Here is a 14,374-nt window from a genome sequence, read left to right on the forward strand (position 1 = left end):
ATGGGACGTAAATGGGCCAATATCGTAGCTAAGAAAACGGCTAAAGATGGAGCTAACTCTAAAGTATATGCAAAATTTGGTGTAGAAATCTATGTAGCAGCTAAAAAAGGTGAGCCAGATCCAGAACTAAACACTGCTTTGAAATTCGTTATCGACCGTGCTAAACAAGCGCAAGTGCCAAAACACGTTATTGATAAGGCAATTGATAAAGCAAAAGGAAACACAGACGAAACCTTTACAGAAGGACGTTACGAAGGATTTGGGCCGAATGGTTCAATGTTGATCGTTGATACCTTGACTTCAAACGTTAACCGTACAGCTGCCAACGTGCGTGCTGCTTTTGGTAAAAACGGTGGGAACATGGGAGCTTCAGGTTCTGTATCTTACCTCTTTGACAACAAAGGTGTTATCGTCTTTGCAGGTGAAGATGCTGATGCTATCTTTGAACTCTTGCTTGAAGCAGATGTTGATGTAGATGATGTAGAAGCAGAAGAAGGAACAATCACTGTCTACACTGCACCAACTGACCTTCACAAGGCTATCGTTGCTTTGCGTGAATCTGGTATTGAAGAATTCCAAGTAACTGAATTGGAAATGATTCCTCAATCAGAAGTTGAGTTGTCAGGTGAAGATTTGGAAACATTTGAAAAACTCTATGGAGTCCTTGAAGACGACGAAGACGTACAAAAAATCTACACAAACGTAGATGGATTCTAAGAATAAAAATAACCCCTTTGAAAATTCAGTGTTTTCAAGGGGTTTGTTTATCCTGTGATGACAAAAGGGGCAGGAAAGAGACAAAAATTTCTTTTGCTCAAAACGTTATTAGTAATCTATAATTGTCCATAATCCAATGGATTGTGGAAATATCCTGGTGCTGGGGTTTAGAAATCGAGACTTGGTCTACCGATTGCTATTCCCGGCACCTTTTTAGTTATGTTAAACTTTCACTCCAGAATCAGATTGTTCTTTTCGGTCCAGTCCGACAGCAAATTTACGGATTAGAAGAAACTGGCCATTTTCCTGCTTAACAAACGTGAGCACAACTGTCTTAGGGTCTGAACTGATGGAGAGATAGGTGATTCTTTTTATTTCATAGTCTCCCATAACTGAATCTGTTTCTGAATCTGGGATTCCGTGTTTCCTGATAATATCTTTGTAGTTGCTGCCACCTTTCCCGCTATCAGAAGTATCACCTTCTACCAAGGCATCGAACTGTTCCTGACTCCAAGTGAAGAATTCAGTATCCTCCTCGTCATCCCCCTCGTCTGTACTACTATCAGGAAGTTCACCATAATCCTCAGTATCAGTTGAAGAAGTGATGTTTCTATAGGGGTGACTAAAGGTTCTGGCGAAATCAGTAAAGATATTAGTAGATAGAACTTGAGTTATTAAAACAAGGACAATGGAAATAAGACCTAAGGTTGTTCCGATGATAGCCAATGTTTTACGGTTTCTGATATTGATGGCAATACCAAAAACTCCTAAAATCAAAGTGGTAATGGCAAGGAAAAATGATAGGATGTTGACGATAGGTATCCAAGAACCAAGAAGCGCCAGGGCTCCAAAGATGATGGCAAGAATTCCTAAGATTTTCTGTTCTTTTTGTTTCATGTGTGAATTTCTCATTTCTAGTAAACTGGATTCGTATCTTTGTGAGATAGTGTTTATTATAGATAAAATAAGAGCTTATGTCAATTTCTGCTTAGATAGTTCTCAAGGAAACTTTTTTCTTGACATCCTATTTGAAAGTGATAAAATAGTTCTCATGAAAACCAATTGGTTCTCGTGAGAACTATTTATGTGTAAAAAGGAGCAATCATGGATAAGCCGATGTTGGTCTTTAAACGTTTTGGTCACCAGTTACATCTGATGGTACAAAAGGAAGCCAAGCGTTGTGGTATTGAATTTATGGGTGGTCCGCAAGGGCAGGTCATTCGTTTTTTAGATCGTCGTGAGCATGAACAAGAATTAACACTCATCAAGGATATTGAACAAGAATTCAATATTACCAAGTCAGTTGCTAGTAATTTGGTCAAGCGTATGGTGCAAAATGGTTTGGTAGAGTTGGAGGTGAGTCCAAGTGATAAACGGGCGAAATTTGTTCAGTTGACCGAAAAATCACGCTCTCAGATGAAACAAATCAAATCATTCTTTGATCGAATGAACCGTAGTTTGCTTGATGGCATTTCCGAAGAGAATCTCGCTATTTTTGAAGAAGTCATGGGCCAACTACAAGCAAATGTAGAGAAAATAGGAGGTAAGAATGAAGAAACTCGCTAAGCGTATCACAGGAAAAGAGTGGGGCATGATTCTAATAACTGTTCTCTTTACCTGTTGCTCGGTCTATCTAGAGTTAGAAGTACCGACTTACGTTTCAAAAATAACAGAATTACTCGGAACGCCAGGTACGGAGTTGGGAGACCTTTGGTCGCCAGCAACTAAGATGATGGGTTTGTCATTCTTAGCCTTCCTATCATCTGTAACAGTTGGATTTTTTGCCGCTCGAGTTGCAGCATCCTATACGGCTCATCTACGAAGCGATATTTTTAATCGTGTTTTGGATTACTCCCAAACAGAAATTAAACGTTTTTCAATCCCCAGCCTTTTAACTCGGACGACCAATGATGTTACGCAGATTCAGATGCTCTTTACCATGGGACTTCAGGTTGTCACTCGCGGACCTATCATGGCGCTTTGGGCTATTGGGAAAATCCTTGGCAAGTCAGAATACTGGCTCTGGGCAGTAGTGGTGGCTGTTATCGTCAATGTCTTGATGACAACTGTTCTCATGACTCTAGCCTTTCCTAAACAATCTGTCATTCAAAAATTGACAGATAAACTTAATAGCATCACCCGTGAAAGCTTGACAGGGATTCGGGTTGTTCGTGCATACAATGCTGAGGAATACCAAGATAAGAAATTCGAAGAAGCCAATGATGAAGTCACACGAATCAATCTCTTTGTCAGTCGCTTAATGGCTATTATGAATCCTATTATGATGGCGATTTCTAGCGGCTTGGTCCTTGCCATTTACTGGCTTGGTGCTTATCTTATCAACGACGCTAGCTTGACAGAGCGTCTACCACTCTTTAGCGATATGGTGGTCTTCATGTCCTATGCTATGCAAGTGGTAATGGGCTTCTTACTCATGGGTGCTCTCTTTATCGTCTTGCCTCGTACCTTGGTTTCTGCAGGACGTATCAATCAAGTGCTAGATCTTCATTCCTCTATTGAAAATCCTAGTCACCCACAGACGGCAGATTCTTCTATTCAAGGTCAAGTGGAATACCGCGACGTAACCTTCCGCTACTCTAAAAACTCAGAGGCAGTAGTAGAACATGTCAGCTTCAAGGCAGAAGCAGGGCAAACCATTGCCTTTATCGGTTCAACTGGTTCTGGTAAATCTACGCTTGTGAACCTCTTGCCCCGTTTTTATGATGTGTCAGAGGGAGAAATTCTAGTAGACGGCGTCAATGTTCAGAATTATGACTTAGAAGATTTGCGTAATAAAGTTGGTTATATCCCTCAAAAAGCTGTGCTCTTTTCTGGAGATGTTAAGGGCAATCTCGACTTTGGTAAGAGTCAAGAAACGCCACTAAGTGATACGGCCATGTGGCAAGCTTTGGAATTGGCTCAATCTAAAAACTTTATAGAAGATAAGGAAGCAGGTATAGCTTCAGAAGTAGCTCAAGGCGGGACCAATTTCTCAGGTGGACAGAGACAACGTCTGGCCATTGCACGCGCCTTGGCTCGTAAACCAGAGATTCTCATTTTTGATGATTCATTCTCAGCCTTGGACTACAAGACAGATCGTATCTTGCGTCAAGTATTAGCTGAAAAAACACAATCCATGACCAAGTTAATCGTTGCTCAACGCATTTCAACCATTATGGATGCAGACCTTATCTTAGTATTGGATCAAGGTAAAGTCGTGGGACAAGGCACCCACAAGGAACTTCTTGCAAGCAATGAAGTTTACCAAGAAATTGCCTATTCACAACTATCGAAGGAGGAATTGGAACATGGAAAATAAGAAAATGTCCTTATGGAAACAGTGTAGACCTTTTCTAGCAGGTCTCCAACTTCCCCTACTAATCGCAGTTGTGGCGGCTATATGTTCAAGTATTATCACGGTTTATGGACCAACTAAAATCAAAGAAATTACCAATTTGATTTCAGATGGGTTAATGACAGAGATTGACCTAGAGGCTGTCTCAAGTATTGCTAGCTTTTTGGTTATCCTCTATGTGCTTGGGATTATCCTGAACTATACGCAAGCCTACATTTTTTCAACTAGTATCCAACATTTCTCAAAACGTTTGCGGACAGCTATTGCTGAGAAAATCAATCGCTTGCCACTTGCTTATTTTGACCGTCATTCTCAAGGGGACACTCTTTCTCGTGTAACCAATGACGTCGATACGGCGGCTCAGTCACTCAATCAAAGTCTAGGGACAGTTATCTCAGCTAGCTTCTTGCTGATTGCAGTTTTGATTACCATGTTTGGTATGAACTGGATTTTGGCACTGGTAACCGTTGTTTCAACCCTTGTTGGATTTACGGCGGTTTCCGTAATTATGGCCAAGTCGCAGGGCTACTTTAAAGCTCAACAAAATAACCTAGCAGCTGTAAATGGCTATGTGGAAGAAATGTACTCTGGCCACAATGTGGTGACCAGCTATAATGCTGTGGAGCCAACAAAAGAAACATTTGCTAGTCTAAACCAAGATTTACATGATAGTATATGGAAATCTCAGTTTATTTCTGGTATCATGATGCCTGCTATGTTCTTTGTTGGAAATTTTAGTTATGTTTTGGTCATTATCGTCGGTGCTGCCTTGGCTCTTGAAGGTCATATCAGTATCGGGATTATCGTAGCCTTCATGGTTTATGTTCGAACCTTCTCGCAACCCTTATCACAGATTGCCCAAGGGATTACAAGTTTGCAACAAGCTAGTGCAGCCATGACTCGTGTCTTCGAATTTCTTGGTGAAGAAGAAATGGAAGATGAATCTCATAAGGAAAGACAATTGACCAACATGAAGGGTGAAGTGGTCTTTGACAGAGTTTCATTTGGCTACACACCGGAGCGAACGATCATTCATGACTTTTCTGCGATAGCTCATGCAGGTCAAAAGGTTGCCATTGTTGGACCAACTGGTGCTGGGAAGACGACCATTGTTAACCTCTTGATGAAGTTCTATGAGATTGATAAGGGAAGTATTCGCATTGATGGTGTGGATACCAAGGCTATGAAGCGCTCAGAAGTACACGATGCCTTTTCAATGGTCTTGCAGGATACCTGGCTCTTTGAAGGAACCATTCGAGACAATCTCATCTACAATCAAACAGGAATTAGTGATGAGCGCGTGATTGAAGCTGCCAAAGCAGTAGGAATCCATCACTTTATCACAACCTTACCAGATGGATACGATACCGTCTTGGATGATACAGTAACTCTTTCAGTAGGACAAAAACAACTCTTGACCATCGCTCGTGCCCTGCTCAAGGATGCTCCGCTCTTGATTCTGGACGAAGCGACATCCTCAGTAGACACACGTACAGAGGAGTTGATTCAAAAGGCTATGGACCGTTTGATGGAAGGACGCACATCCTTTGTCATTGCCCATCGCTTGTCAACGATCCGTAATGCTGACTTGATTCTAGTTATGAAAGATGGTAATATCATCGAACAAGGAAATCATGAAGAACTCATGGCTCAAGGTGGTTTCTATGCAGACCTCTACAATAGTCAATTCACAGAAGATGAAGTAGAAGAATAAATCTCAGAAGGCTTGACGGCCTTCTTTTTCTTCTTTATACTGGTATAATAGAAAGAGGGAAGTATGAGTCAAAAATTATACAATATGAAATTTTCTGCGGTCTATCAAGCTTTGATCGCAAAGGTTGAGCGAAAGGGTGAAAGGGCAGAATCCGTTCACCGAGTGACCAGTTGGCTGACAGGTTATGAAGTGAGTGACATCCTCACTTGTCTGAATAAAGACCTTACTTATGGAGATTTTTTTCGACAGGCACCGTCTTATGCTCCTGAACGGATTACCGTAACAGGAAAGGTTTGTGGTGTTCGTATTGAGGAAATTGATGATCCTCTGATGCAGGAAATCCGTCGTCTGGACAAATTAGTGGACTGGCTTGCCAAGGGGAAAACAGCCCAGCAGGTCCTAGAAAAGTATGAGAAATAGAAATGAAAAACTATCAAGAGTGGTACGATAAAAGGAAATCAAGCCTCCTTCGACATCCACAACTATTGCAACTGATGCGAATTTTTAATCGCATGATGACAGTGCTGATGCCCTTAGTTTACATGACCTTGTTGGGAACAAGTTTTATAAGCAAGGGCTTGGGGCAAGACCTTGCTGCTTATATTTTGGTGCCAGCTTTGGGGTTTGTCCTATTGACGCTCGTTCGTAAGTGGATCAATCAACCGCGTCCTTATGAGACTTGGAGGATTGCCCCGCTACTAGACAAGGACAGTTCTGGTCATTCAATGCCCAGCCGTCATGTTTTTTCAGCAACCATTATCTCCATGGCTTGCTTGCATGCAAATTTGCCTGTGGGGTTGATTTTGTTGGTTTTTTCAGCTCTTCTCGGTCTTGTGCGAGTTTTAGGGGGTGTTCATTATTCCAAGGATGTTCTAGTTGGCTACGCCTGTGGCCTCCTCTGGGGAATTCTTTTCTTTATTTTCTAAAAAGCAAAGCAAGTGGGCTTGGCCTCGTAACCACTTACGGGGCAAAAATGACCACTTGCTTTTTTGCCCTTGTAAAGTCTTTTAGGCTTTGGTATAGTAGATGCAGAAAGGAGATAGGATGAAGTTACGAATCGAGATTGATAGTGAATTAACTGAGACAGAGATTGTCATCAAGGCTGCAGCCCTGACAGATGAAATAGCTGACTTGCAACGACTCTTGCAAGAAACCAAAGCTCCTAGGTTGATCTTTTACAAGGGGACGGGTGAGTACTACTTAGACTTGGCGGAAATTCTCTTTTTTGAGACAGAAGGTAGTAAAATCTATGCCCACACCCAGAAAGAAGCCTACGAGGTTCGACTCAAGCTTTATGAGTTAGAGTCCATCCTGCCCCGCTATTTCAGTCGGGTATCCAAGTCGACCATAGCCAATCTTCGGCAGGTCTACTCAGTGGACAAGTCCTTCTCAGGGACAGGCACTATTTCCTTTTATCAGACCCACAAGGAGGTTCACGTGTCACGGCACTACCAATCCCTCCTAAAAGAAAATCTAAGAAACATGAGGTAAGAACATGAAAAAGAAAGCATTTGGTATTGTGTTGCTAGTATTGGCAGCTTTAGTGTTATTGCAGGGGAATTTTGGAATCCCTTCTCTGGGAGGGCACATTTGGCCTTTGATTGGGATTGGATTTTTTGCCTATCAATCAATTGAAGCTTTGCTTCGTCGTCATCTGACATCAGCTTCTTTTACAGCCCTAGTGGCCCTCATGATTGCTAATCATTTTTATGACATTTTACCGATTCCAAATCAATCATTGTTCTGGGCAAGTATTTTAATCGTAATGGGTGTCAGCGCACTCACTCATTCTAACAGAACTTGGAATGGAAAAAAATGGTGGTATGACGGTGAAAAGACCATTCTGACAGACAAGGAAGTCGCTTTTGGGGCGGGTACATTTTACAAGCAAGACCAAGAATTGGTAGAAGACGAGTTTGAAGTCGGATTTGGGAATGCCAAAATCTATTATGACAATGCAGAGATGTTAGGTGATTTTGCTACTCTGAATATCGAAGTCGGTTTTGGGAATGCAGTTATCTACGTGCCTCAACACTGGAGAGTAGATCTAAAGGTAGAGACTTTTTGTGGAGCAGCCAAGGCAGATGCCCCTGTAGCCCCAACCAGCAAAACTTTGATTATCCGTGGAGATGTAGCTTTTGGGAAACTAGGAGTTGTTTACGTTAAATAAAAAAATCTTCCAATCCCCTTGCCAAAAAAGAGAAAGTGTGATAACATAGTACAGTATGTGGTGCTAGCACATCCGCTATATTAGATCTAATAGGAGGAAAACACAAATGGCTAAAGTATGTTACTTTACAGGTCGTAAGACTGTATCAGGAAACAACCGTTCACACGCGATGAACCAAACAAAACGTGCCGTAAAACCAAACCTTCAAAAAGTTACTGTACTTATCGATGGTAAACCTAAAAAAGTTTGGGCTTCAGCTCGTGCTTTGAAATCAGGTAAAGTAGAACGTGTTTAATAAAGAGTAAAAGGCCATCAGGTCTTTTTCTTTTGCTCTAAGCTCAAAAAGTCTCGTCAAAGGAGCAAATATCCGCCGATACAGTATTCTGCTTTTACACTTGGCTTGAAATATGATAAAATAGAGTATCAACTAGTTGAGGTAGAAAAAATGACTGTAAAAATTAATACAAAAGATGGTCAAATCGAACTAACAGATGAAGTGATTGCTACCGTTGTAGGCGGTGCAGCAACTGAGATTTTTGGTGTGGTCGGTATGGCAAGTAAGAAAGCCCTCAAAGATAATTTCCAAGCCCTCCTTGGGAAGGAAAATTATTCTAAAGGTGTCGTTGTAAAAGCGGCCGAAGATGGTAGCATTGCAGTTGATGTATATACCGTGTTGAGCTACGGTACAAAAATCAGTGAAGTCTCAAAAAACATCCAAGAGCGTGTACGCTTTAGTTTGGAAAACCAACTTGGCATCACTGCTCAAACTGTGAATGTCTATATTCAAAATATCAAAGTTGTAGGAGAATAATCGTGTCAAATATTACTACAAGCTTATTTCAAGAAATGGTACAGGCTGCATCTACTCGTTTGAACAAGCAAGCTGAATATGTCAACTCATTGAACGTCTTCCCAGTTCCAGATGGAGATACAGGAACAAACATGGGAATGACTATCGAAAATGGTGCTAAAGAAGTAGCAGACAAACCAGCTTCAACTGTTGGTGAGGCTGCGAGTATCTTGGCTAAAGGTCTGTTGATGGGTGCGCGTGGAAACTCAGGAGTTATCACTTCTCAACTTTTCCGAGGATTTTCGCAAGCCATCAAGACAAAAGAAGAGTTAACAGGGAAAGACCTAGCTCTTGCCTTCCAATCTGGTGTTGAAGTAGCCTACAAAGCCGTTATGAAGCCAGTTGAAGGAACAATCTTGACCGTATCACGTGGTGCTGCCATTGGTGCTAAGAAAAAAGCCGAGCAGACAGACGATGCCATTGAGGTTATGCGCGCTGCCTTGGAAGGAGCTAAAACAGCCCTTGCGAAGACACCAGATATGCTTCCAGTCTTGAAGGAAGTTGGAGTTGTAGACTCAGGTGGTCAAGGTTTGGTCTTTATCTATGAAGGCTTCCTTTCAGCTCTTACTGGTGAATACAGTGCGTCTGAAGACTTTGTTGCCACTCCAGCGAATATGAGTGAAATGATCAATGCTGAACACCACAAGTCTGTAGCTGGACATGTGGCAACAGAAGACATCACCTTTGGTTACTGTACAGAGATCATGGTTGCCCTTAAGCAAGGCCCAACTTATGCAAAAGACTTTGACTACGAAGAATTCCGTAACTACTTGAACGAACTTGGGGACTCATTGCTTGTTGTCAATGACGATGAAATCGTTAAAGTTCACGTCCATACAGAAGATCCAGGTCTTGTCATGCAAGAAGGACTCAAGTATGGTAGCTTGGTTAAGGTTAAAGTCGATAACATGCGTAACCAACACGAAGCACAAGTGGAAAAAGAAGCAGCTCAAGTCAGCAAACCAGCTGAAGAAAAAGAATATGCTCTTATCGCAGTGGTAGCTGGACAAGGTTTGGCAGACATCTTCCGTGCTCAAGGTGTGGACTATGTTATCGAAGGTGGACAAACCATGAACCCTTCGACAGAAGACTTTATCAAGGCTGTAGAGCAAGTGAATGCTCGCAACATCATCTTCTTGCCGAACAACAAAAACATCTTTATGGCAGCTCAATCTGCTGCAGAAGTATTGGAACAACCAGCTGTTGTGGTAGAAGCACGTACCCTTCCTCAAGGATTGACTAGTCTTCTTGCCTTCGATCCAAGTAAGTCTATCGAAGAAAATAAAGAACGCATGACTGCAGCCCTTGGTGATGTGGTCAGCGGTAGTGTAACAACAGCCGTTCGTGACACGACTATCGATGGTTTGGAAATCCATGAAAATGACAATCTGGGTATGGTAGATGGTAAGATCCTCGTATCAAACCCTGACATGCACCAAACCTTGACTGAAACTTTGAAACATATGTTGGATGAAGACAGTGAAATCGTAACCTTCTATATCGGTGAAGATGGAAGTGAAGAATTGGCTAACCAAATCGCCCAAGAAATCGCAGAAGAATTCGAAGATGTTGAAGTAGAAATCCACCAAGGTCAACAACCAGTGTATCCATATCTTTTCAGTGTGGAATAAGAATGAAATAGAAAACGAAAGAGGTCGGGAAAAGATTCCCGATCTTTTTGGTTTGCAATGAGTTTTGGACCCAGTAGCTGATTGGTGCTAGAAAATCAATCCAATCTAGTAATTTCTGTTCCATCATTTTTAATGACATTTGTCATATCTCCTCATGACAGAAGCTTCTAGTGATTCTACCTTCAAAGAATTATACTAGATGTATCAAATGGAGGAAGAAAAAAATGAAACATAAAGTAATTGTCGCAATGAGTTTAGTAGCAGCAGGAGTCATGACTTATCTCATGTTTTCAGGATTGGATGAAGGCTTCTATCATTTTCCTTGGGAGTTGTTTGCAAGCTTTGGAATCATGTCTTGGTTGATACGAGAAAGCTTGAAATTGGTCTCAGATGTGAAAAAGGAGTTTGAAAAATGAAAAAAGCGATTCTCTTTCTTTTTATTGGACTGTCACTAGTGGTATGGTTGGTAGAAATGTTTACTGGTTGGTTTGATCAAGCCTTCCTTCACCAAGCCATTCGCGGTGCCTGGGGATTAGGATTTATGATTTTTATCGCCTTTCCGATGGGAAAGGAGTGGCTGAAAGGAGAATACCATGAACATGATTAAGGTAGAAAGCCTAAATAAAAACATCAAGGGCAAGGCTATTTTGAAGGGTATTTCCTTTGAGGTAGCTGAAGGTGAATGCGTCGCATTGATTGGGCCAAATGGTGCTGGGAAGACCACACTCTTGGACTGTTTGCTAGGAGATAAACTGGTCACCAGCGGTCAAGTATCCATCCAAGGCTTGCCAGTGACGAGCTCTAAGTTAGACTACACAAGATCCTACCTCCCTCAAGAAAATGTAATCGTTCAGAAATTAAAGGTCAAAGAGTTAATTGCTTTTTTTCAAAGTATTTACCCAAATCCCTTGAGCAACCAGGAAATCGATCAACTATTGCAGTTTGACAAGCAACAAAAAGAACAATTCGCAGAAAAATTGTCAGGTGGGCAAAAGCGTCTCTTCTCTTTTGTCTTGACCTTGATTGGACGACCAAAGCTAGTCTTTTTAGATGAACCAACTGCTGCCATGGATACTTCAACCCGTCAACGTTTTTGGGAAATTGTCCAGGACCTAAAATCCCAAGGAGTCACCATTCTCTATTCGTCCCATTATATCGAAGAGGTAGAGCATACAGCGGACCGAATCTTGGTCTTGAATAAGGGAGAGTTGATTCGCGATACAACACCTCTAGCCATGCGCAGTGAGGAGATTGAAAAGCACTTTATCCTTCCTCTAGCATTCAAGGAAGTCGTTGAGCAGTCAAACTTGGTTGAAAACTGGTCACAAAAACAAGATGCTTTGCAAGTAGTTACACGTGAAGCGGATGATTTCTGGAAACTGTTAGTCCGAGCAGGATGTAGGATTCAAGAAATTGAAGTCAATAATCGTAGTTTGCTAGATACAATCTTTGAAGAAACACAAAAGGGAGATGACTAAGATGAAACGATGGATCGCACTAAATAAGATAGAATTTCTATTGACCAAACGACAATTAGTCTATTATCTATTATCCGTAGGGATGCCGACAGCATTCTATTTATTCTTTTCAGGCATGTACCAGGACACACCTGGTGGACCAGCTAATTTTATGCGTGATTACCTCATCTCCATGACAGCCTTTTCCATGATGTCAACAGCAATGTTTTCATTCCCAGCTGTTTTACATACCGATAAAATCAACAACTGGCAGAAAACATTACGCCATACTCCTGTAAATATGGTAGAATATTATTTATCAAAGATAACAAGTATGATGGTTGATTATTTGGTCTCAATCCTGGTTGTTTTCTCAGTTGGACACTTGGTCAGAGGTGTGGATATGCCTTTAGGAAGCTGGATTGGGGCTGCGTTCTTGCTGATAGTAGGAAGTGTTGCCTTTGTAGCACTTGGATTGACCTTGACTCTCTTACCGTCCAGTCAGCTGATGTCTGTCGTGGGCAATCTTCTTTACTTTGGCTTGGCTGTTTTAGGCGGACTCTGGATGCCTGTCTCTTTATTTCCAGACTGGATGCAAGCAATCGGGAAGCGCCTACCAAGCTATCAGTTGATGGAATTGATCAAGACCTTCTTAAATGAGGGTGGCATCAATCTATCAGCCACAATTTATCTACTTGTTTTTTCAGCTGTTTTGTTTGGTTTGACCATTTACCTTCAAGGTCATAAGGAGAATGCTTAATGCTTGAAAGACTGAAAAGCATACATTATATGTTCTGGGTCAGTTTAATTTTTATGATTTTCCCCATCCTACCTGTAGTGACTGGGTGGCTTCCTGTCTGGCATTTATTGACTGATATTCTATTTGTAGTGGCGTATTTGGGTGTTTTAACAACTAAGAGCCAGCGCCTATCTTGGCTATATTGGGGCATCATGCTGGTCTATGTAGTTGGGAATACTGCCTTTGTTGCTGTAAATTATATCTGGTTCTTCTTTTTCCTTTCCAATCTCTTAATTTATCATTTTAGAGTGCGTAGCCTACGTTCACTTCATGTCTGGACTTTTCTCCTTGCTCAAGTTCTTGTTGTTGGACAACTCATGATGTTTCAGTCTGTCGAAACTGAGGCTGTAGCCTTTGAGCTTGGAATTCTTACTTTTGTGGATTTGATGACATTGGGCTTGGTTCGGATTCGTATTGTGGAGGATTTGAAAGAAGCTCAGGCCAAGCAAAATGCCCAGATAAATCTATTGCTTGCTGAAAATGAACGTAGTCGTATCGGTCAGGATTTGCATGATAGTCTGGGACATACCTTTGCTATGCTGAGTGTCAAGACAGATTTGGCCTTGCAGTTATTTCAGATGGAGGCTTATCCACAGGTGGAAAAGGAATTAAAAGAAATTCACCAGATCAGCAAGGATTCCATGAATGAAGTGCGAACTATCGTGGAAAATCTGAAATCACGGACCCTAGCTTCAGAGCTTGAGACTGTTAAGAAGATGCTGGAGATTGCTGGGATTGAGGTTGAGGTTGATAATCAGTTGGACAAGGCTAGCTTGACCCAGGATGTGGAGTCGACAGCTGCTATGATTTTGTTAGAACTGGTGACCAATATCATCAAGCATGCCAGAGCTAAAAAAGCCTATCTAAAAATGGAACGTACAGATCAGGAATTGGTCCTGACAGTTAGAGATGACGGGAAAGGATTTGCAACTGTAAAAGGGAATGAACTCCATACAGTCCGTGACCGTGCGGCAGCCTTCTCAGGTCAAGTAGAGCTGGTCAGTTTGAAAGATCCCACAGAGGTGCGCGTGCATCTGCCTTATAAGGAGAGAAAGTAGATGAAAGTATTAGTCGCAGAAGATCAAAGTATGCTCAGAGACGCCATGTGTCAACTCTTGAGCTTTCAACCAGATGTGGAGGATGTCTTGCAGGCGAAAAATGGAGCCGACGCTATCGAGGTTTTGGGGAAAGAAGCAGTAGATATTGCCATCCTTGACGTCGAAATGCCAGTCAAGACGGGACTAGAAGCGCTCGAGTGGATCAAACAAGAAGTGCCTGAAACAAAGGTGGTTATCGTTACAACCTTTAAACGTCCAGGCTATTTTGAACGAGCGGTCAAAGCAGGAGTCGACGCCTATGTCTTGAAAGAGCGAAGCATCGCCGAACTCATGCAAACCCTGCATACGGTGTTAGAGGGACGCAAGGAATATTCTCCAGAGCTGATGGAAGTCATGATGACCCATCCCAATCCCTTGACCGAGCAAGAAGTCGCTGTTTTGCATGGAGTTGCACAGGGGCTCTCCAACCAAGAAATTGCGGATAAGCTCTACCTCTCAAACGGCACGGTCCGTAATTACATGACTAATATCCTCTCCAAACTAAACGCTAGCAACCGAACCGAAGCAGCCAAAACTGCCGAAGAAGAAGGCTGGTTGTGAGGGGCGATAAGTAAGTAAAAATC

18 protein-coding genes are annotated in these 14,374 nt (G+C 42.0%); 17 read left to right on the plus strand and 1 reads right to left on the minus strand.

Annotated features, from left to right (window positions below; translation table 11 throughout):
• Positions 1-717 (plus strand): YebC/PmpR family DNA-binding transcriptional regulator, encoded by a 717-nt coding sequence (locus ADM33_RS01400; RefSeq protein ID WP_045762594.1) that lies wholly within the window; start codon positions 1-3, stop codon positions 715-717.
• A gap of 222 nt (positions 718-939) precedes the next feature.
• Here ADM33_RS01400 and ADM33_RS01405 read toward each other — a convergent pair whose 3' ends face one another.
• Entirely contained in the window at positions 940-1,614 is a 675-nt protein-coding gene (locus ADM33_RS01405) for a CD20-like domain-containing protein (RefSeq protein WP_049502857.1), read from the minus strand.
• Between the two features lie 207 nt (positions 1,615-1,821).
• Between ADM33_RS01405 and ADM33_RS01410 the strand changes: the two genes are divergently transcribed.
• The 16 genes from ADM33_RS01410 to ADM33_RS01485 all read left to right on the plus strand — a co-directional run bounded on the left by ADM33_RS01410 (position 1,822) and on the right by ADM33_RS01485 (position 14,351).
• A complete protein-coding gene (locus tag ADM33_RS01410) occupies positions 1,822-2,283 on the plus strand; it encodes a MarR family winged helix-turn-helix transcriptional regulator (protein ID WP_049502858.1) in 462 nt (153 codons plus the stop codon).
• Positions 2,267-4,036: an ABC transporter ATP-binding protein gene (locus ADM33_RS01415; protein ID WP_049502859.1), complete on the plus strand. Its 1,770-nt coding sequence runs from the start codon at positions 2,267-2,269 to the stop codon at positions 4,034-4,036. The genes ADM33_RS01410 and ADM33_RS01415 overlap by 17 nt, the downstream gene beginning before the upstream one ends.
• Positions 4,026-5,786, plus strand: a complete 1,761-nt coding sequence (locus ADM33_RS01420) for an ABC transporter ATP-binding protein (RefSeq protein WP_049502860.1) — start codon at positions 4,026-4,028, stop codon at positions 5,784-5,786. The genes ADM33_RS01415 and ADM33_RS01420 overlap by 11 nt, the downstream gene beginning before the upstream one ends.
• A gap of 63 nt (positions 5,787-5,849) precedes the next feature.
• Entirely contained in the window at positions 5,850-6,206 is a 357-nt protein-coding gene (locus ADM33_RS01425) for a DUF2200 domain-containing protein (RefSeq protein ID WP_049502861.1), read from the plus strand.
• A 2-nt stretch (positions 6,207-6,208) separates the two neighbouring features.
• Positions 6,209-6,712 (plus strand): phosphatase PAP2 family protein, encoded by a 504-nt coding sequence (locus tag ADM33_RS01430; RefSeq protein WP_049502862.1) that lies wholly within the window; start codon positions 6,209-6,211, stop codon positions 6,710-6,712.
• Between the two features lie 118 nt (positions 6,713-6,830).
• On the plus strand, positions 6,831-7,277 hold the full coding sequence (locus tag ADM33_RS01435) for a LytTR family DNA-binding domain-containing protein (protein WP_006155797.1): 447 nt from the start codon (positions 6,831-6,833) through the stop codon (positions 7,275-7,277).
• 4 nt (positions 7,278-7,281) lie between these two features.
• Positions 7,282-7,956: a LiaF transmembrane domain-containing protein gene (locus tag ADM33_RS01440; RefSeq protein WP_049502863.1), complete on the plus strand. Its 675-nt coding sequence runs from the start codon at positions 7,282-7,284 to the stop codon at positions 7,954-7,956.
• 106 nt (positions 7,957-8,062) lie between these two features.
• Positions 8,063-8,251, plus strand: coding sequence for a 50S ribosomal protein L28 (gene rpmB, locus ADM33_RS01445; RefSeq protein ID WP_001140948.1), 189 nt, complete (start codon positions 8,063-8,065; stop codon positions 8,249-8,251).
• A gap of 150 nt (positions 8,252-8,401) precedes the next feature.
• Positions 8,402-8,767: an Asp23/Gls24 family envelope stress response protein gene (locus ADM33_RS01450; protein WP_000216431.1), complete on the plus strand. Its 366-nt coding sequence runs from the start codon at positions 8,402-8,404 to the stop codon at positions 8,765-8,767.
• A gap of 2 nt (positions 8,768-8,769) precedes the next feature.
• Positions 8,770-10,437: a DAK2 domain-containing protein gene (locus tag ADM33_RS01455; RefSeq protein ID WP_049502864.1), complete on the plus strand. Its 1,668-nt coding sequence runs from the start codon at positions 8,770-8,772 to the stop codon at positions 10,435-10,437.
• Between the two features lie 224 nt (positions 10,438-10,661).
• Entirely contained in the window at positions 10,662-10,853 is a 192-nt protein-coding gene (locus ADM33_RS01460; RefSeq protein ID WP_049502865.1) for a hypothetical protein, read from the plus strand.
• Complete coding sequence (locus ADM33_RS01465; RefSeq protein ID WP_049502866.1) at positions 10,850-11,044, plus strand: hypothetical protein; 195 nt, start codon at positions 10,850-10,852, stop codon at positions 11,042-11,044. Before ADM33_RS01460 ends, ADM33_RS01465 begins: the two co-directional genes overlap by 4 nt.
• A complete protein-coding gene (locus tag ADM33_RS01470; RefSeq protein WP_049502867.1) occupies positions 11,031-11,915 on the plus strand; it encodes an ABC transporter ATP-binding protein in 885 nt (294 codons plus the stop codon). The genes ADM33_RS01465 and ADM33_RS01470 overlap by 14 nt, the downstream gene beginning before the upstream one ends.
• Before the next feature lies 1 nt (position 11,916).
• Complete coding sequence (locus tag ADM33_RS01475) at positions 11,917-12,654, plus strand: ABC transporter permease (RefSeq protein ID WP_049502868.1); 738 nt, start codon at positions 11,917-11,919, stop codon at positions 12,652-12,654.
• Complete coding sequence (locus ADM33_RS01480) at positions 12,654-13,751, plus strand: sensor histidine kinase (RefSeq protein ID WP_049502869.1); 1,098 nt, start codon at positions 12,654-12,656, stop codon at positions 13,749-13,751. Before ADM33_RS01475 ends, ADM33_RS01480 begins: the two co-directional genes overlap by 1 nt.
• Complete coding sequence (locus tag ADM33_RS01485; RefSeq protein ID WP_049502870.1) at positions 13,752-14,351, plus strand: response regulator transcription factor; 600 nt, start codon at positions 13,752-13,754, stop codon at positions 14,349-14,351.
• Positions 14,352-14,374 lie beyond the last annotated feature (23 nt).

Source organism: Streptococcus oralis, assembly GCF_001075875.1.
Taxonomy (GTDB): domain Bacteria; phylum Bacillota; class Bacilli; order Lactobacillales; family Streptococcaceae; genus Streptococcus; species Streptococcus oralis_I.